We start from the raw sequence: 18,972 nt of genomic DNA on the forward strand, positions 1-18,972 counted from the left end.
CTCCCTTTTTTGGGAAGAACTCATGAATGCTTTTTCTTGGACAGCCCGTCAGGCTCATTGTAAATCGGCCAAAAATGTTCCGGCTTTTCCAAAAGACCAAGAGTTGCTTCAGGCCCCCAGGAACCTGCCGGGTAGTTGGGAAAGTCACTCGGAGGTGCCATGGACCAAGTTTCAATGACCGGGGAAAGAAGACTCCACGCCGCATCTATCTGATCTGAACGCATAAACAATGTGGCATCATTTCGCATCACATCCCAGAGAAGTGTTTCATACGCTTCCGGAGAGGGTGTCATAAACGACTCCTGGTAAGAAAACTTCATCTCGACCGGCCTGAGATGGAGCTTCTGGCCCGGATATTTTGCCTGAAAACGAAGGATGATCCCCTCCTCCGGCTGAATGGAGATCACAAGCCTTGCCGGCTGCCAGCCGAGGGAAGCTTCCATCGGGAATGAACGATGGGGTACCTGACGAAATGTAATGACAATTTCTGAAATCTGACGGGGAAGTCGTTTGCCCGTACGGAGATAAAAGGGAACATTTTGCCACCGCCAGTTATCCACAAAAAGCTTCAGTGCCGCAAAGGTTTCCGTTCCGGAATCCTTCGAAACACCTTCCTCCTGGCGATATCCAGGCACTTTTTTTTGAGCGATCCAGCCTTCTCCATACTGTCCCCTGACCGCCACCGAATGAACCAGCTCCATTGGTATCGGACGAACAGCATGAAGAACATCAACCTTCTTGTTTCGGATTTCATCGGCATCAAAATCAACCATTGGCTCCATTGCCACAAGACACAGAAGTTGCATCAAATGGTTCTGGACCATATCCCTGAGAGTTCCGGCCCCGTCAAAATAAGACCCCCTGTGCTCAACACCCACTGTTTCAGCAACCGTGATCGTGACACATTCCACATAGTGACGATTCCAGAGAGGCTCAAAGATCGGATTGGCAAAGCGGAACGCCAAGATATTCTGGACCGTTTCTTTCCCCAGATAATGGTCTATACGGAAAATCTGGGACTCGTCGAAGCTCTCGGAGAGTGTCTGATTCAATGCCCGGGAGGATTCCCGGTCATAGCCGATGGGCTTTTCGATCACCAGCCTTGAACACTCCAGATCATCGGATAAACCGGCACCTTTCAGATACTTGGGAATCTCCCCAAAAAGACTTGGAGGCGTCGCCATATAAAAAATGCGCTGAGTCTTTTCTTTCCATAGAGCATCAATCTCGTTACAACGAGCCGCAAGAGCGGAATACGTTTCTGACTTTTTAAAATCTCCCCTGAGATAAAAAATCTGGCTTGAAAACGCATCCCAGTCCTCGGGGGTCACTTTCCCCACCCTGGAAAAAGAGTTCACTCCATCAAAGAAGTGCTTTCTGATCTTATCGTCCGCAAAATCATTTCGATCGACGCAGATGATTGCAAAGTGATTCGTGATGCTTTTGGCCCGGTACAGATCAAAAAGGGCCGGCACCAGCTTTCGCCAGGTCAGATCTCCTCCACCCCCGAAAATGACAAAGATCGTCGATGGAGCCTTGTCGTGATTCGGGGCCATCATGACTCATCCCAATCTGTGTGGAAGACACCCTTGCGATCGATTCGCTCATAAGTATGGGATCCAAAAAAATCCCGCTGGGCCTGAATCAGGTTGGACGGAAGCCATTCACTTCGATAAGCGTCAAGGTATGAAAGAGTCGACAAGAGAGCCGGAACAGGGATCCCCATTTTGATGGCTTCAATGCTCACCAATCTCAGCTGCTCCTGATGATCGGCCACGATCTTTGCAAAAGCGGGATCAAGGAGAAGATTGGGAAGAGAGGGAGAACGTCGGTATACACTCCTGATATCTTCCAGGATGGTGGCACGGATAATGCACCCTCCGCGCCAGATTCTCGCGATCGCTTCAAGATCGAGCCCATACCCTTGATGGAAGGATGCGACCGACAAGAGGGCCATCCCCTGAGAATAGACCAGAAGCATGGAAGCAATCATCGCGCTTTTGAGCTTTGAGACAAACTCGGCCTTCTCCCCAGCATAAGGTATCGCGGGACGGGAAAGATTGGACTTTGCAATGGACCTTTCAGAGTGAAGAACGGATAAATTCCTCATCGCAACAGCCACATCGATCGTCGGAGTCGGTACTGAAAGTTCCATAGCGCTTTCAGACGTCCACATGCCCGTTCCCTTTTGAGCTGCAGCACCCTTGATTTCATCAATCAGGTCTTTTTGGGTTTCGGAATCTTTCCGGCCAAAGATCTCACCGGTGATCTCCATCAGATAACCGGTCAAACCTTCCTTGTTCCAGTCTTTGTAAACCTGCTCCAGCTCACGATTGCCCAGACCAAGCCCCCTCTTCATCAGATCATAGGACTCTGAAATCAACTGCATCAGGGCATATTCGATCCCGTTGTGAACCATCTTGACAAAATGGCCGGAAGACCCTGGTCCGATATGGGTCACACAAGGCTCTCCATTGACCTTTGCAGAGGCCGCCTCAAGAATCGGCTTCACCCGTCCATAAGCTTCCGGGCGTCCACCTGGCATGATGCTTGGCCCGTAACGGGCCCCCTTTTCACCGCCCGACACACCCATTCCCATGAACCACACCCCTTTTGCATAGAGCGACTTCTCCCGGATATCGGTATCTTTATAGTCAGAGTTCCCCGCATCAATGATCAAATCCCCCGGTTCCAGGAAAGAGAGAAGCTCATTGATGACAGAATCAACAGCCGAACCCGCGGGAACGAGCATCATGACAGCCCTCGGTTTTTTCAGCAGAGCGATAAAAGTGCCAAGATCATTTGAACCACTGACATCGTGATTCGCCCCTTCCTTCAAAAAAGCTTGGACCTTCGCAACATCCCTGTCGTATCCAGCCACAGGAAAATTGTGATCAGCCATATTCAAAAGGAGGTTGCGCCCCATCACTCCAAGACCGATCATGCCCAGTTCAAAACGACTGCCTGTTTTCTCTTCGTTCAAGATAAACCTCCTTGTTTTACTTTTGCCACAGGATCTGTGATGCCTCAAGCGGTACAGAAACACCAGGAAAAGATGGAATGATCCGTGCGGTATAGTCCCCCGGTGGCCTGTTGGCGGGGACGGTCGCCGAATAAAGGCGATCACCTGATATGGCCGCAGGGTCCATTTCCATTTTCTGCCGGAACATTGGAAAATCTCCTCCAGCATCGGCGTAAAGTTCCACGGAAAATTCTGAAGGGTCCAAGTTTCCGGGATCTATTAAAACGGTAAAGAGAAACTGACTCTCCTTGTTCGATAATGACACATTCCGGATTTTTAGCGTTGCCCAGTAGTTCGCCACTTTCTTTTTCCAGGCAGCGATTCTGGTTCCGGAAGCTCCATTCTCCATGGATCGAGATCGCACACTTTCTGATGCGGGAAGATAGTAGGACTCCGTATATTCCCGGACCGCCCGATTGCTTGAAAATCGGGGTGTCAGGCAAGCCATGCTTTCCCTTATCCGCTGGATCCAGCCTGACGGCCGATTATTTCTGTCGCGTTCGTAGAACGCAGGAATAACTTCCTGCTCGAGCTTTTCATAAAGCGACTCAGCCTCCACCTGGTCCCATACAGGATCATCTCCATGTTCAAGGCCGTCACCAAGAGCCCAACCGACCTTGGGCGAATAAGCCTCTGCCCACCATCCATCAAGTTCTGAAAAATTCAGGCCTCCGTTGACCAGAACTTTCATCCCGCTCGTTCCGCAAGCCTCCCAGGGTCTTCTGGGTGTATTGAGCCAGAGGTCGACGCCCTGGACAAGCCGTTCACTTAAAAGCATGTCATAGTCCGACAGGAACATTACACGTCCAAAAACCTCTGGTCTTCTGATGAAAGAAATCCATTCCCGGACCATTTTCTGACCTGCAAGATCCGCTGGATGAGCCTTTCCAGCAATCACCAGCTGAACCTGCCCCTTTGGATGATGAAGAAGACGGATCAGACGATCCGGATCAAATAGAAGGAGATTGGGTCGCTTGTAGGTTGCAAATCGCCGGGCAAATCCGATCGTCAAAACATCAGGGGAAAAAAATGAGGACACACGTTCAATCAGCTCTGCCGATTCCCCGGAAACCTTCATCTGACGGGTAAGGTGCCTTCTGGCGTAAGAGATGAATGTTTCTCTCGAGGCGTTCCGGAACTCCCAAATGGACTCATCTGACAGGCGGTGGATATCGTTCTCAAGAGACTCTGTCGGCAAAAGCCACCGATCCTTTCCGCAGGAATTGCTCCACAGGGCATCGGCTCCCTCAGAATCCCAGCTGGGAGCATGGACTCCATTGGTCACAGATCCGATCGGAACCTCAGGTGTAGGCCATCTGGGAAAAAGATCTCCCAGAATGTGCCGGCTGACCCGCCCATGGAGCGCACTCACACCGTTGACATGGCCGCTCCCTCGCATCGCAAGATGTGCCATGTTGAAAAGCGAATCGGTCGCTTCAGGATGGATCCGTCCCAGAGAAAGAAGCTCCTCAAAGCCAATTTTCAAATCGTTCTCGGCGTATTTTCTGAAGTAGCGATCCATCAAGAGAGGCTCGAAGCGGTCAAATCCGGCAGATACTGCAGTATGAGTCGTAAAAAGATTCCCCGCCCTGGTGGTCGCCAACGCTTCATCAAAAGATTGCCCGGTCTTTTCCATCTGGTCTCTCGATCGTTCCAGAATGGCAAAAGCCGCATGCCCCTCATTCAGATGACAGACCGTTACGTCCATTCCGAGCTTTCGGAGAAGTCTCCAGCCGCCGATTCCCAAGACAATTTCCTGCTTCAGCCGGAGAGAAGCTCCACCACCGTAAAGCTCGCTCGTCACCTGACGATGGGAGGGATGATTGGCCAGATCATTGGAGTCCAGAAGGTACAGACTCACCTTTCCAACCTTGACGTGCCAGACCCTGAGCCACATTTTTGCTGATGGCATGTCCACCGAGAGTCTGAGCCATTCTCCATTCGGTTCCCGGACGGGTGTGATCGGAAGACTTCCTGGGTCGTTATAGGGATAAAGGGCCTGTTGATTCCCCCCGCTGTCGATGACCTGGCGAAAGTACCCCTGTTGATACAAAAGACCGATACCCACAACAGGGACACCCAGATCACTTGCCGCCTTGAGCTGGTCACCCGCCACATTTCCAAGTCCGCCGGAATAGATGGGAAGAGCTTCGCTCAGCATGAATTCCATGCTGAAATAGGCCACTGTGGAAAGGGCGGAGTTCGGGTGAGCCATCTGGAACCATGCAGGAGCTTCCGTGGACTTCTTTTTTTCTTTCAAAAGCCTTGCCACATCCTTCCGGAAAGAAGGATCCGAAAAAGCCTCCAAGATCCTGTCCCGCGAAACGGTTTGGAGAACCGCCCATGGGTTATGGGTCAATTCCCACAAATCAGGATCAAGCAGCCGCCAGACCGAATCCGCCGCATGATTCCACGACCAGCGCATATCGAGCGCCAGCTCTGCGAGCGAATCAAATCCCTCGACATCTGAATGTCTGGTGGTATAACGCAGGTTGGTCGACTCTGGTATCGTTGTTTTCCTGACCATTACACCCCTCTATCTTGTGAACTTGTGAATGGTTTGCAAACCGAGTTATTGAGACAGTGCCTTGTTCACGACTTCCTGCGCTTCCGACAAGATCCGTCCGAGGTGCTCCTCTCCCCCAAAGCTTTCGGCATAAATCTTGTAGATGCTTTCAGTCCCTGAAGGTCTTGCAGCAAACCATCCGCTTTTCGTCACGACCTTCAATCCTCCAATGGATTGATTGTTTCCCGGAGCCTTTGTCAGACACTCAAGGATCTTTTCTCCGGCAAGCTCTCCTGAACGGACCTTTTCCGGAGTGAGATTCTTCAACAAGGATTTCTGCCAGTCGGTCGCGGGGGCATCGATCCGGCGATACGCCGGATTTCCGAATCGTTCACAAAGATGCCGATAGGACTCTCCGGGATCCATCTGAGTCCGGGCAGTCATTTCTGCCGACAGTAACCCCGGGATGATTCCATCCTTGTCTGTCGACCAGACTCCTCCGTCGATTCGGAGAAAAGAGGCCCCGGCACTTTCCTCCCCTGTAAAACCGAGGCTCCCATCGATCAGACCGTCCACGAAATACTTGAACCCAACGGGAACTTCATAGAGATCTCTTCCAAGATCCTTCGCCACAGCATCGATCATCTTCGAAGAAACAAGCGTCTTTCCAACTCGGGCTTTAGCAGCCCACTTTGGCCTGTGAGTAAAAAGATAGCTCACCATAACGGAGAGATAATGATTGGGGGCCATCAGACCAGAGCTTTTTGTGACGATACCATGTCGATCATGATCGGTATCCGCAGCAAATGCGATATCAAACCGATCCTTCATAGCCACCAGAGACTCCATTGCATAGGGGGAGGATGGGTCCATGCGGATTTGACCGTCCCAATCAAGGGTCATGAAGCGGAATGTTGGGTCAACGGTCTGGTTCACACACGTCAGATCCAGATTGTATTGTTCAGCGATCCGGTTCCAGTAGTGCACGCCGGCCCCTCCAAGCGGGTCAACCCCCATCCGGATTTTAGAACTCCGGATCATCTCCATATCGACAACATTTCCCAGGTCCCCGACATAGGAGCCCAGGAAATCATGTCGATGCGTTGTGGGGGACTTGAGTGCCCTGGCATAAGAGATCCGCTTGATCCCCTGAAGACAATCCTCCAGAAAACCATTGGCCTTGTTTTCAATCCATGAGGTAATAGCGGTATCCGCCGGTCCACCGTTAGGCGGATTGTACTTGAACCCTCCGTCGTGGGGAGGATTATGTGACGGGGTAATGACAATTCCGTCGGCCAATCCAGTCTTTCGATTGGCGTTGTAAGTCAAGATCGCATGGGAAATCACCGGAGTCGGAGTAAACTCGTCGTTATAGGCCAGATAGACATCGATGTCATTGGCAGAGAGAACTTCAAGGGCTGTGACCATCGCCGGAACGGAAAGGGCATGCGTATCGATGCCAAGGTAAAGAGGGCCATCGATCTTCTGGGATTTTCGATACAGGCAAATCGCTTGGGTGATGCACAAGATATGTTCTTCATTAAATGATCGGGAAAAAGAAGATCCCCTGTGTCCAGAGGTTCCGAAAGAAACCCTCTCTGAGGGCACTCTGGGGTCGGGCATTTCCGTAAAGTAGGCTGTGACAAGTTTCGAGACATCGACCAGAACATCAGGAGACGCGGGCTTTCCCGCAAGAGGGTTGATCGGCATTCATCACTCCTTTTGAGATTTGAAGCGAACCTTACGCCTGTTGTTTCCAATGTATCGGAGCAAATCTACCAAAACCCGCAAATGAATGATTTTTTCTAAAATCTCAAGAACTAAAAGAGAAGACGAACAGCAGACACAAAGAAGGAGTTCACCAGTAAAAGAATGAAATACGTTCTTCCATCCTCTCTCATTAAAGGAAATTTTACAACCAGCAGGAGCGCTTCCGCTTATTATAAAGATTTATCTTGCTCAGTCTGGTCATTCATGTACGACCAGGAAAAAGAAAAATGGCTTAAACCGGATTGAACAGGGAGGTGATGCCGGGAAAACAAACAGGTAAAAGCATCCTCATTCTTTTTCCGTATAAAAACAATCGAAAAAGAAATGAGGATGCCACAACGAAGACCATCATTCTTCAGCTGAATACAATCGCCTTCACAAGACCCCTTGCATGACGATTACCGGGTTTTTGGGAATCGACCGTTTTCATCGGAAATGACCACCTCGACACGTCGGTTTTCCTGCCGTCCGGCAGAGGTCTTGTTGGATGCTACAGGATACTTTGCCCCATATCCCTTCGTGATGATTCTTTGAGGATTGATTCCGTCACTGACCAGGGCATCCCGAACGGACTCAGCACGTCTCAGGGAAAGAATCTTGTTATATTGGGCCTTCCCTGTGTTATCAGTATATCCTTCGATCATGACATTCCTCTTGGGATCGGCATTCATGAACTGGGCAAGCTTGTCCACATTCTGTGTTGCTCCGGATTTTAATGAGGCCCGGTTCACATCAAAGAGAACACTCCCCAAAGTCAGGACTAGACCACGGTTCGTATTTTTAGCCTTCATGCTTGAAAGCTGGTCTCTCAGCTGATCTATTTTTTGTTGTTTGGACTGAAGCATAAGGGCATCCCGTTGTGCTCCGGCCTTCTTGATTTTTGCCTGAATCGTGTCGTTCTCCGCTTTTTCATTGGCAATCTCCACCCTTCTTTTTGCCAAGTAAGCATAATGATCAACATCAGTATCTGAAGGATTTTTTTGATAAAGACTCTTGGCTTTGTCAATTGCGGAAGAGGCCTTCTGCAACTGCTCTGGTGCCGCCTGCATCACACTAGGATCCTGACTTGCTGTTTGGTATGCTGACATAGCCGCATCAAGGTTCGTGTTATGGGGTGGAGCACTGGCACAACCGGTCAAAAAGACAGAAACCAGAATCGATCCCGGGATCAAGGCAAGAAAAGAATTTTTTTTCATTACAAACCTCCTTTGCAGAAAATCCATCGATAAAAGTCATCCTCTACCCATCGGTTTCCAGTCACTTACTGAGATGACATTCCGGGTTGAGTCACTTCCTTTTCGAGCGACTGCATACTTTTCTTCAATTCTGCCTCTGCTTCCTTGGTTTTCGCCGTCTGGGTCTTGGCTTCGGCAAGTTCTGCGTCAACCTTTGCCTCCTTGGCCAAGAAACGTGCTTCCTTATAGTCTCCTTCCTTCATTTCCTTCCTGGCTTTTTTCAACTTGTCTTTCGCCAAGGTCAAATCATAATTCGCGTAGTTCCGTGTTCCCTCCCTATCCGCTTGATCGACAGCCGTCTTCGCCTGGGATATCGCAACATCCGGCTTTGGACCGGAACTCATGCATCCGCCAAGCGCAATGGCCGATAAAAGCATAACCCCTGTAGTCACCAAGTGTGGTCGATTGATCAATGGCTTCATCGCAAACCTCCTTTGGTTGTTTCTGGCAGGTAAAATGAACGGGAGAAAAGCCTTCCGGAAATACTGGGAAGAAAGACTACTTTTTAGGTTTATCACTTCAGGGAGGAAAGCACAAGGCCAAAAAACATATCTTATAGTATAATAAAATCAAAATTACAAGATATACTTGTCCTTCATAATAAAATCTATCTTTTGGGATCTCCAGAACATCCATCATGGATATTTTGAGCGGGTACAGGAATTCTGATTTTCCGGCAAGAACCCTGATGAGAGAAAATGGATAGGAAGAGACCATAAAAATCCGTAGTAACTGAATGAGAACACCTAAAAAGAATGTCCTAGAACAAGATGGGTATCTCTCGAAATGGTCCAGTCTTCCTGTGCGGAAATGACAACCACACACACTCGGGAGCCGGCATGCGAGAGCACTCTATCAGGCGATGTCTCCAGGCTCTCCCCGTTTTTGACTGAATCAAGGAAGATCCCCAAAAACCCCAGATCCCGGCAAATCCACTCCCTCATCAAACTTGAGTTCTCTCCGATTCCACCGGAAAAAACCAGACAGGAAAGGCCCCCCATGGATGTCGCCATCTGGGAAACCGACTGCGCCGCTTTTCTTGCGAACATGGACAACGCCAACCCTGCCCCACTATGTCCTGAATGGAAGGCTTTTTCCAGAATAATCAGATCACTATCAAGGCCGGAGACACCCAAAAGACCTGAGCGATGGTTCAGATCCTGTTCAATCTCCCCGGATGACAGACCTTTTGTCCCCAGATAAAACGGAATTCCGGGGTCGATGGAACCGGACCGTGTCCCCATCATCAGTCCTTCCATCGGAGTCAGTCCCATTGTTGTATCCACAGAGATCCCGGAATGAATCGCGCAAGCAGAAGCTCCATTGCCAAGATGGAGAGCAACCGTACGCTCGATTTTCTCTGGTTTAAAAAGCTCTTTCAAACGGTGGGAGAGATAATCGTAGGACAGTCCATGAAAGCCATACCGTCTGACTCCATGATCCCGAACCCAAGCTTCCGGAACAGGGTATCGGCTCGAGATTGCCGGGAGCGTTCGATGAAAGGCTGTATCAAAGGACAACACAATAGGGCAACCCGGAAAAGTTTGCTTCAAAGCCTTGATCGTACGAATAGCACCATCTGTATGCAAAGGCGAAAGAGGGCGAAGAGCCTCGAGGTTCTCAAGGATTCCTTCCCCTGCAAGGACCGGGTTTCCGAATGCAGGCCCACCGTGAACAACCCTCACTCCGATTGCCCCCGGAAAACTGTCCGATATTCCGGAGAAAGAAGTGGATATCGCCTTTTCCAGAATATCCGGACGATCGTGAAATGGCACCGTGGAAGTTACGGTTCTTTTATTGCCATTCCACAATGACAGCTTGATAGTTGATGAACCTGGGTTGACGACAAGCACTTTCACCGGATGCACCCCCCCAGGAAGAAGTCAGAAAGACTCACCGAACCGTTCCCTCAACGGCTAGGACAAAATTCTGATGATGTGATAGGGCCGGGTGACCCCAAAGAGGATAACCCGGCAGCCACATTACCGCTTCAGCTGGGACAAGTCTCGCACTGCACCACGATCTGCGGAGGTAGTCATGGCCGCATATGCCTTGAGAGCCTGGGAAACCGGTCGTTCCCGATTGACCGGAAGCCACGCCCCGTCACCCTTCGCTTCCATGGCGGCACGGCGCGCAGAAAGCACTTGGTCCGAAACCCGAAGGCTAATCGAGCGGTTGGGAATATCAATATCGATCACGTCCCCCTCTTCGACCAACCCAATCGCCCCCCCTTCAGCCGCTTCCGGTGAAGCGTGTCCGATCACCAGCCCCGACGAGCCACCGGAGAACCGACCATCGGTCAAAAGCGCGCACACCTTCCCAAGACCTTTTGACTTGATATAGGAGGTCGGATAGAGCATTTCCTGCATTCCCGGACCGCCTTTTGGACCTTCATAACGGATGACGACGACATCCCCGGCATGAACATGATCGCCAAGAATCGCATCCACAGCCGCATCCTGGCTTTCGAAAATGCGGGCCTTTCCGGAAAATTTCAGGATGCTTTCATCCACACCGGCTGTTTTGACAATACAGCCCTTCTCCGCAAGATTGCCGGAAAGAATCGCCAGCCCCCCATCTTTTGAATACGCATGGGCAAGATCCCGGATACACCCGCCACTCCGGTCAAGATCCAGGGCTTCGAAACGCTCCGACTGGGAAAAGGCGACTTGAGTCGGAACACCGCCGGGAGCCGCCATAAACAGCCGGTGAACGGCCGGATCACGGCTCAACATGACATCGTTCTTTTTGATAGCTTCTCCGAGAGTCTTTGCATGAACGGAAGCCACCGATGTATCCAGAAGGCCAGCCCGTTCCAACTCACCCAGGATACCGAAGATGCCCCCGGCGCGGTGCACGTCTTCGATATGATATTTGTCCGTCATTGGGGCAACTTTGCATAAACAGGGGACTTTCCGGGAAATTCGGTCAATATCCGCCATCCTGAACGGAACACCCGCTTCATGAGCAGCAGCCAACAAATGGAGAACGGTATTGGTGGAACCTCCCATCGAGACATCCAGAGCCATCGCATTCTCAAAAGCCGCCATGGTGGCAATGTTCCGGGGAAGAATCGATGCATCACCCTGCTCGTAATAGCGCTTGGCCAGATCGACAATCAGCCGGCCGGCGCGCAGGAACAAATCCTTCCGGTCCGAATGCGTTGCAACGATGGTACCGTTTCCCGGCAGCGACAACCCCAGCGCTTCGGTCAAACAGTTCATCGAATTGGCCGTAAACATTCCGGAGCATGAACCGCAGGTGGGACAAGCCGAGCGCTCGATTTCCTCGACATCAGCATCGCTGACAGCGTTGTCTCCGGCTTTGATCATCGCATCAACCAAGTCGAGCTTGATGACTTTTTCCCCCCCGTTGACAACTTTCAAGATTTTTCCCGCTTCCATCGGGCCGCCAGACACAAACACCGACGGAATATTGAGGCGCATGGCAGCCATCAGCATTCCGGGTGTGATCTTGTCGCAATTGGAGATGCAGACCATCGCATCCGCGCAATGGGCGTTCACCATATATTCGACCGAATCGGCGATCAGGTCCCTTGACGGAAGGGAATACAGCATGCCTCCGTGGCCCATTGCGATACCATCATCAACGGCAATGGTGTTGAACTCCTTTGCGACACCGCCTGCCGCTTCAATTTCACGTGCGACCAGCTGGCCCAGGTCCTTCAGGTGAACGTGGCCTGGCACAAATTGGGTAAAAGAGTTCACCACGGCGATGATCGGCTTGTCGAAATCGCCATCCTTCATGCCGGTGGCTCGCCATAGTGATCGTGCGCCAGCCATGTTTCGTCCATGGGTGGTGGTACGGGAACGGTATTCGGGCATGACTTACTCCTTTTGTCCTGGTTGGAAAATCGCTTGCAAGTTTCCTGTCGATTGAGCTCTTGTGTTTCGATATTCCGGTCATTCCCCTTCTGCTGAAATCTCCCGTCTCAGGGAAGAGACTTGTCCAGAACGCTGATATCAATAGACATATCCCATCAGATTGCCTTTCCCTTCTCTCCTTGTCAAACAGTCTCCTCTCACCACCAATGATTACCTCCCCATACAGCTTCAAGTCAGGACTGAAGAAAAAAGACAAAAAAAAGGGGAGACCCAAGGCCTCCCCTTTCAATCGTTCACTTTTGGGGTCCCTTTAATGAAGCTCCGCAAAAACTTCTTTCAGATGTCGGATGGCTTCTTCATGAGGAACATCCATGACTGGCTGCCGGTTGATCAAAACCTCACAACCCCGCTCGAGAGCGTCCAGGATTTCTCCCCTCAGCTCCGGTGCATGGTATTCCATCACAAGATCATCACAAACCGCTCCAAAATACCCCCTCACATTTTGTTTCCAGGAAATCAGACCATCCTCGGTGGGATCCGGAGCCGGATCAATCAATGCAAGTCTCCCTTTTTTCTCGGCTTTCATGATAATCTCTTCTTTTTTAACCTGTGTCGTTTCCATGGCCTACCCTCCTGCAATGAGAAGTTGTTGTCCAAAGACCGATCCATAACTTGCCTGAAATCCCCCCCTATAGCTCCCTTCGGATTAAGTGGAACCGTACCTTCCACCCGCAGGGAAGAAGACGGAGCCCGGCCACCAAAAAGGGAAAGCCATTATGAATGAGTTCAGATAGGGGAATGGCTTCAGGGTACACCCGAAACGACCCTTGTCAAGGTCGATGAAAAAGAGCGCACATGGACCGCAAACGAAAGGCCGGATAGAACGGGACAGGAGTTCACGTGCGGGGGAGTTTTAGAGATAAGGCCTTGGCCTGTGACAACTGTTCAGGAGACATTTTTCTGGAAAGATAGACCATTTCCCTTCGGACAACCATCCAGGTTTTGGAATGTGGTTTCGAAGCATTGAAAACTCGCGAAAGCCATGCATAGGCCCTGATTCGATCCTTGGGCACTCCTTGCCCCTGTGCGTAACAGATGCCAAGACCGTAGGCCGCGACAACAGAGCCGAGAGCAGCGGACTTTTTATACCAGAAAACCGCTTTGGAGAAATCTCTGGGAACACCCTGTCCATATTTATAGAGCGAGCCAAGCATCGCCATCGCCTGGGGATCATTGCGGGAAACCGCTACATCGAACCATTTTCTTGCTCTGGAAAAATCCTTACGGCCCAAAAGCCCGTTCTCGTAGATGACACCCAGATCTGTTGCCGCACCGGCATCTCCGCCTGCCGCAGCTTTCCGATACCAGCTGATCGCTTCGGGAATGTCTTTTGAAACACCAAGACCTGAAGCATAGAGCGTTCCCATCCAGCTTTCCCCGTTGACAAAACCCTGGATCGCCGATTTATGGAACCATTCCTTGGCGATCAAATAATTTGCAGGAACCCCTTCCCCATAGAAATACGCAGCGCCAACATCGGTCTCGGCATCGGGATTTCCCTTTTTTGCCGCGGCAAGATACCACTTGAACGATTTGACCGGATCTTTCAGGCCGCTCTTCCCTCTCAAGTAGTAATCCCCCAAAACGATTTCGGACCAGAGATCGCCCGTCCGGGCAAGATGCCTTAACCGGGAAAAGGCTCGATGATCACCTTTTTCCGCTTTCCGTCCAAGAAGAATGGCTTCTTTTTTTGTCAGTGCGGAAGAAACATGAGGAAAAAGCAAAAGGGAAGAGAAGGACACGAGGGCCAGAAGAAGCCCTCCCGTCCTTGTTTTAAGGAACAGCTCCAGCTTTTCAGGAGAAGTTGTCATGATCCTGTCAATATTGTCAGTCATTCCTCAATCCAGAGATCTCATATCGATAACAAAGCGGTAGCGGACATCTCCGGAGAGGGTCCTCTCATAAGCTTTGTTCACTTCGGAGGGGGAAATAACCTCGACATCGGCACCTATCCCCTCCCGTCCGCAGAAATCCAGAAGTTCCTGCGTTTCAGGAAGTCCACCGATCAGGGAAGCCGTCAGGTTTCGTCTTCTGCCAATCAGACTGAAGGCGTGAACAGATAACGGAGCTTCGGGAACACCAACAAGGACCATCGCCCCATCGCGTTTCAAGAGTCCGAGATAAAGGTTCGGATCATGGGGCGCCGAAATCGTATCGATCATCACATCAAGGGTTTCTGAAAGGCGTGCCATGCCACCTGAATCATTTGTCCTGACAAACCCGGTCGCTCCTAGCACCCTGCTGTCAGCTTCCTTATTGGGAGAATGGGAAAGGACCGTGACATCCGCCCCCATTCTGGAAGCAAGCTTCACAGCCATATGCCCCAACCCCCCAAGACCCATGACTCCGACACGGCTTCCTTTTCCGACCTTGAACCTTCGAAGGGGTGAATAGGTCGTGATGCCCGCGCAGAGAAGCGGCGCAACCCTTTCAAGGGGAAGGTTCCGGGGAATTTCAAGAGCATAGTCTTCCCGGATCACTATCTTTCGGGAATATCCCCCTTGGGTCATATTCCCGTCCCTGTCCTTTGAGTTGTAGGTCCAGACCAGACCACCCGTACAATATTGCTGCAACCCTTCCCTGCAGGATTCACATGTTCCGCAGGAATCGACAAAACACCCGATGCCGACGGCATCCCCGACAGCAAAACGCTTCGCCTGCGAGCCACCCTTTAAAACACGACCCACGATTTCATGTCCGGGAACAAGAGGAAATGTTGCCCCACCCCATTCGTTTTTCACCTGATGGATATCAGAATGGCAAATTCCGCAATACAGGATTTCCACTAAAATATCATTGGGGGCGAGCTCTCTTCTGGAGAATGAAAAAGGCTCCAGGGGCCCTCCCGCCTTCATTGCCGCATAACCTTTCGTTTCGATCATCTTCGAGTTCCTCTCTTTGAAAATCCGCCATCGTCTATATTTATCGGCATGATTTTCCCCCAAAAAACACTATGAGGTCAAACCGTAAAAGGCCATTGAACGATAGGGAGGAAGATTGATCCGGGGTGGATCGGGACTCAAAAATCCGGAAACAGGATCAAAAAAGAATGGCTGAAGGGAAACCCGGAAGGAAAGACGGTCCCTTCCGGGTCATCAAAAGGAAAGAGGTCATGAAACAGGAGTTGCCACTTTTGAATAATGGTTGATCAGGATTTTGGCCACTTCCGGTCGTGTCATCTCCGGAGGGGGCGCCATGCCTTCGCGAAGCATCTTTCGAACCTGGGTTCCCGAAAGGAGTATCCTTGAATCTTCAGGGTGCCCACAGGTCTTGTGGGAGGCCATTGCCTCGCAGGAGCGGCAGTAATAGGCTGTATCAAAAAAGATCGGAACAATTCCCAGATCGTCGTAATCAAACTCCTTCAGCAGGTCATGGGCCTCAAAAGGACCATAGTATGAACCGACACCCGCATGATCCCGGCCAACAATAAAGTGAGTGCATCCATAGTTTTTGCGGATCAGGGCGTGAAAGAGAGCTTCCCTGGGTCCGGCATAACGCATCGAACCGGGGAAAACACCAAGGACAACCCGGTTGGAAGGGTAATATCGGGAGAGGAGGGCCTCGTAACAATCCATTCTCACAGAGGCCGGGACATCATCTTCCTTTGTCTCCCCCACCAGAGGGTGGACAAGAAGCCCGTCGACCAGCTCAAGTGCACATTTTTGGATATATTCATGAGCCCTGTGGATGGGATTTCTGGTCTGAAAACCCACAACAGTGGACCAGCTGTGGTGATTAAACAAATTTCTGGTTTCGGTTGGGGTCATTCGTCTGTTTGAAAAAACCCCTCCGGACAGATTCTCGACCACACGAACCTTGCCGCCAACGGCGAATGGAGAGACGGACAAAAGATAATGGACACCAGGATGGGCAGAATCTGTTGTGCGATAAACCTCCCGAGCCTCCTTTTGCACATCCCTTCTGAATACATCGCTGACGTTAAGGGCTGCCAAAATTTTTCCATTCTCATCCTTCAGTGCGACAAGATCCCCTTTTTTAAAGGTTTTTGCCAATTCTTCCGCCACGGGCAAAACAACAGGAAGCGGAAAGAGAAGGCCATTCGGGAGTCTCATGCGTTCAACAACCGAGGTCCAGGCGGCTTCATCCATAAATCCGTCGAGGGGGGAGAGTCCGCCCTCGGAGAGCAAGATGAGGTCGGAAATTTCCCGTGGATCAAGTGTCACTGATGGAGCCTTTTTCAGCTCCCGTTGAAGAGAGTCTCTTTCCTGGGAATCCACGGAATTGATCACAAGAGATCCGCCGTGAGGCACAGACAACGTCATTTTTTTCCTTTCAGATAAAAGATTTCAATCATCAAGAAGAGCTATGTCCAAAGAAACAATGGAACCTCACAAGCAATCAGGCTCCCCCCATTTCGGCAATCAGATCATCCGGAACACGGGTTGGAGCGTCAAAGAACTCCGGTTCCCTGTTGACCGTTTCAAGAGTCCATCGTATGGTCTCCCTCCTCACTTTCGGCATCAGACGGGCATTCTCCGCTGCGACAGAATAGGGCAGGACCACTTCAACCGCCCCAACCGGACAGGGCTTGACGCAAGCATAGCAGTCCCAGCAATCGGCCTGAACACGCATGAAAGCTTTCTGATCGTCCTTCCGGATCCCGATCAGATCCCCGGGACAAGCCATGACACATCTGGCTTCTGGCAATTTAACACACCCATGACAAACATTGAGATCAATGCGAATTCCCATGATGGAAAACCTCCTTATCCTCTAGATGACCATTTCTGACACTCTCTCCTCCGTCAAGGGGTCTCAGGATGATCTTCAATTCTCCCGTCCGGAGATCCCTAACGGAATTGACAAAAACGGACCAGTTCAACGGATCTGTCTCTGGAAAATCCGTACGGCTCTGGAAGCCTGGCCATCGACTTTCCTTTCTGGCCCGAAGATGGGAGACGAGAACTAGTGAAACATCGATCCGGTCGACAACCTCATGGGCATTCATCAGTTCATGAAGATCCCTGGCTTTCATGCGGGGAAGGTCCGACGAAATTCGCTGAAGGTAGTTGTCCGCCATGGCAAGACCAGCCTCATTCATTTTATAGGCGGTCCTTATTCCGCCGGCATATTCGTCCATGACTTTCTGCATGCGCTCCTCGAGCTCTTCTGGAGAATATTCCCCGCTCGCGTTCTCCAAATAAGAGAACACACGTGTTTCTTCCTCGTTCACCTGGGCAAGGTCAAGGTCCGCCATACTGGACTGTTCGCTCCGTATCTCTGAAATGGCCGTAAGGGCTGCAATTTTCCCTTCGGCAAAGCACCCGGAAACAAATTTATAGGGAGCTCCCCCTGCCACATCTCCCGCGGCAAAAAGGTTGGGAAGAGTTGTCCGTCTCCCGGCATCGACCCAATAACCTGCCTGACAATGACCGCCAACAACGTAAGGTTCGGTTCCACAAATCTCGATCGGGTCACGTCCCGGATCGATATCTGCCGAAGCCCAGTAAAGAACGGTATTGGGATACATATCCAGGTAGGCTTCCTTGAGCTTTTTTACCCGATCGGCGGAAAGATGCCTGGTATCCATAAAGCATGGCCCCCGGCCCTCCTCGATCTCTTTCATCGGAGCCGCAAGCCGGATCGGAGTCGGAGCACCCTCTCCTCCCCACTCTGACCACCTGAGCTTCATGAACTCTTCCCCAACGGCATTGACCTGTGGGGCACCAAATCCAAGCGCCAGCGTCCCGGTTGGCGCCAGTGTCTCCTTCGTCCTCAGAGCGATAAAACGATGCTCGAAGCTTGTCATCTCGGCACCGGCCCTGATCCCGATCGCATATCCGGCACCGGTGTTGAAGGGGGAATACCACATCTTGTGGCGAGCGGCTCCTTCATTATTGGGGCGATAAAGCCCAGATGCCCCGCCGGTGGCAACAATCGTCTTTTTGGCCTTTGCTATATAGAACTCACCGTCCCGAACTCCGAATCCCATGGCGCCGGTCACAGCCCCATCCTGTAACATGAGGTTCGTGACCACAACACGATTCAGAACCGTCACCCCGGACTCAATCACCTTTCTGGCCAGAATGGACTTGAGTGACTCTCCATGAATCTTGATGTTCCATCGGCCACGCGGTGAATACTGGCCATTTTCACCCTTCACGATGGGCAGGCCCATCTGCTCAAGCTCCCTGACAACTTCGGAGAAAAGTTCCGCCTGGGTTCTCACGAGGTCTTCCCTCAAAATTCCCATGGAGTCGAAACGAACATAATCCACAAAAGAATCGACCGTTTCACCTGGATTGATATAGGCATTGATGGCGTTCATTCCTCCGGCAAGACAACCGGAGCGATCGATATGGGCTTTCTCAAGAATAAGAACCCTGATATCGGGAGACGCCCGTCTTGCACTGATGGCCGCAAAGCAACCGGCCGTCCCCCCGCCAATGATCAAAAGGTCTGTCTCGTGAATTTGACGCTTGACCATTTCTCCTCCAAAAGAAATCAGTTTAATATTTTATTGTTACTAACCTAATAACTACTATAAACATAAATAGGAGTTCTGTCAAATAC

General features: G+C 51.0%; 14 protein-coding genes. All 14 read right to left on the reverse strand.

Annotation, left to right across the window (positions count from 1 at the left end):
* Positions 1-20: 20 nt before the first annotated feature.
* Complete coding sequence (gene zwf, locus LFE_RS09355; RefSeq protein WP_014449976.1) at positions 21-1,559, reverse strand: glucose-6-phosphate dehydrogenase; 1,539 nt, start codon at positions 1,557-1,559, stop codon at positions 21-23.
* Positions 1,556-2,983 carry an NADP-dependent phosphogluconate dehydrogenase gene (gene gndA / locus LFE_RS09360; protein WP_014449977.1) on the reverse strand — a complete coding sequence of 476 codons (1,428 nt, stop codon included), beginning with the start codon at positions 2,981-2,983 and terminating at the stop codon, positions 1,556-1,558. The genes zwf and gndA overlap by 4 nt, the downstream gene beginning before the upstream one ends.
* A 16-nt stretch (positions 2,984-2,999) precedes the next feature.
* Positions 3,000-5,549: an alpha-glucan family phosphorylase gene (gene glgP, locus LFE_RS09365; RefSeq protein WP_014449978.1), complete on the reverse strand. Its 2,550-nt coding sequence runs from the start codon at positions 5,547-5,549 to the stop codon at positions 3,000-3,002.
* A gap of 45 nt (positions 5,550-5,594) precedes the next feature.
* Positions 5,595-7,238: a phosphoglucomutase (alpha-D-glucose-1,6-bisphosphate-dependent) gene (gene pgm / locus LFE_RS09370; RefSeq protein WP_014449979.1), complete on the reverse strand. Its 1,644-nt coding sequence runs from the start codon at positions 7,236-7,238 to the stop codon at positions 5,595-5,597.
* Between the two features lie 458 nt (positions 7,239-7,696).
* Positions 7,697-8,494, reverse strand: a complete 798-nt coding sequence (locus LFE_RS09375) for an OmpA family protein (RefSeq protein ID WP_014449980.1) — start codon at positions 8,492-8,494, stop codon at positions 7,697-7,699.
* 65 nt (positions 8,495-8,559) lie between these two features.
* Positions 8,560-8,955, reverse strand: a complete 396-nt coding sequence (locus LFE_RS09380; protein ID WP_014449981.1) for a DUF4398 domain-containing protein — start codon at positions 8,953-8,955, stop codon at positions 8,560-8,562.
* Positions 8,956-9,279: 324 nt separating this feature from the next.
* A complete protein-coding gene (locus tag LFE_RS09390) occupies positions 9,280-10,392 on the reverse strand; it encodes an acetate/propionate family kinase (RefSeq protein ID WP_014449982.1) in 1,113 nt (370 codons plus the stop codon).
* A 123-nt stretch (positions 10,393-10,515) separates the two neighbouring features.
* Positions 10,516-12,378 carry a dihydroxy-acid dehydratase gene (gene ilvD, locus LFE_RS09395; protein ID WP_014449983.1) on the reverse strand — a complete coding sequence of 621 codons (1,863 nt, stop codon included), beginning with the start codon at positions 12,376-12,378 and terminating at the stop codon, positions 10,516-10,518.
* 310 nt (positions 12,379-12,688) lie between these two features.
* Entirely contained in the window at positions 12,689-13,000 is a 312-nt protein-coding gene (locus LFE_RS09405) for a hypothetical protein (RefSeq protein ID WP_014449984.1), read from the reverse strand.
* 274 nt (positions 13,001-13,274) lie between these two features.
* A complete protein-coding gene (locus tag LFE_RS09410; protein ID WP_014449985.1) occupies positions 13,275-14,273 on the reverse strand; it encodes a tetratricopeptide repeat protein in 999 nt (332 codons plus the stop codon).
* Positions 14,274-14,276: 3 nt separating this feature from the next.
* Positions 14,277-15,320: an NAD(P)-dependent alcohol dehydrogenase gene (locus LFE_RS09415; protein ID WP_014449986.1), complete on the reverse strand. Its 1,044-nt coding sequence runs from the start codon at positions 15,318-15,320 to the stop codon at positions 14,277-14,279.
* A 228-nt stretch (positions 15,321-15,548) separates the two neighbouring features.
* Complete coding sequence (sat, locus tag LFE_RS09420) at positions 15,549-16,721, reverse strand: sulfate adenylyltransferase (RefSeq protein ID WP_014449987.1); 1,173 nt, start codon at positions 16,719-16,721, stop codon at positions 15,549-15,551.
* 76 nt (positions 16,722-16,797) lie between these two features.
* Positions 16,798-17,151, reverse strand: a complete 354-nt coding sequence (locus tag LFE_RS09425; protein ID WP_014449988.1) for a 4Fe-4S dicluster domain-containing protein — start codon at positions 17,149-17,151, stop codon at positions 16,798-16,800.
* Entirely contained in the window at positions 17,135-18,886 is a 1,752-nt protein-coding gene (locus LFE_RS09430; protein WP_014449989.1) for an adenylyl-sulfate reductase subunit alpha, read from the reverse strand. Before LFE_RS09430 ends, LFE_RS09425 begins: the two co-directional genes overlap by 17 nt.
* Between the last annotated feature and the right edge of the window lie 86 nt (positions 18,887-18,972).

The sequence above is a fragment of the Leptospirillum ferrooxidans C2-3 genome (assembly GCF_000284315.1).
In the GTDB taxonomy this organism is placed as follows: Bacteria; Nitrospirota; Leptospirillia; order Leptospirillales; family Leptospirillaceae; genus Leptospirillum; species Leptospirillum ferrooxidans.

Excerpts from the sequence above, each read along its gene's own strand:
- LFE_RS09410 (WP_014449985.1), bottom strand. The coding sequence starts at position 14,273 with ATGACTGACAATATTGACAGGATCATGACAACTTCTCCTGAAAAGCTG.
- zwf (WP_014449976.1), bottom strand. The coding sequence starts at position 1,559 with ATGATGGCCCCGAATCACGACAAGGCTCCATCGACGATCTTTGTCATT.
- LFE_RS09380 (WP_014449981.1), bottom strand. The coding sequence starts at position 8,955 with ATGAAGCCATTGATCAATCGACCACACTTGGTGACTACAGGGGTTATG.
- sat (WP_014449987.1), bottom strand. The coding sequence starts at position 16,721 with ATGACGTTGTCTGTGCCTCACGGCGGATCTCTTGTGATCAATTCCGTG.
- LFE_RS09425 (WP_014449988.1), bottom strand. The coding sequence starts at position 17,151 with ATGGGAATTCGCATTGATCTCAATGTTTGTCATGGGTGTGTTAAATTG.
- pgm (WP_014449979.1), bottom strand. The coding sequence starts at position 7,238 with ATGCCGATCAACCCTCTTGCGGGAAAGCCCGCGTCTCCTGATGTTCTG.
- LFE_RS09405 (WP_014449984.1), bottom strand. The coding sequence starts at position 13,000 with ATGGAAACGACACAGGTTAAAAAAGAAGAGATTATCATGAAAGCCGAG.
- LFE_RS09375 (WP_014449980.1), bottom strand. The coding sequence starts at position 8,494 with ATGAAAAAAAATTCTTTTCTTGCCTTGATCCCGGGATCGATTCTGGTT.
- LFE_RS09415 (WP_014449986.1), bottom strand. The coding sequence starts at position 15,320 with ATGATCGAAACGAAAGGTTATGCGGCAATGAAGGCGGGAGGGCCCCTG.
- LFE_RS09430 (WP_014449989.1), bottom strand. The coding sequence starts at position 18,886 with ATGGTCAAGCGTCAAATTCACGAGACAGACCTTTTGATCATTGGCGGG.
- glgP (WP_014449978.1), bottom strand. The coding sequence starts at position 5,549 with ATGGTCAGGAAAACAACGATACCAGAGTCGACCAACCTGCGTTATACC.
- ilvD (WP_014449983.1), bottom strand. The coding sequence starts at position 12,378 with ATGCCCGAATACCGTTCCCGTACCACCACCCATGGACGAAACATGGCT.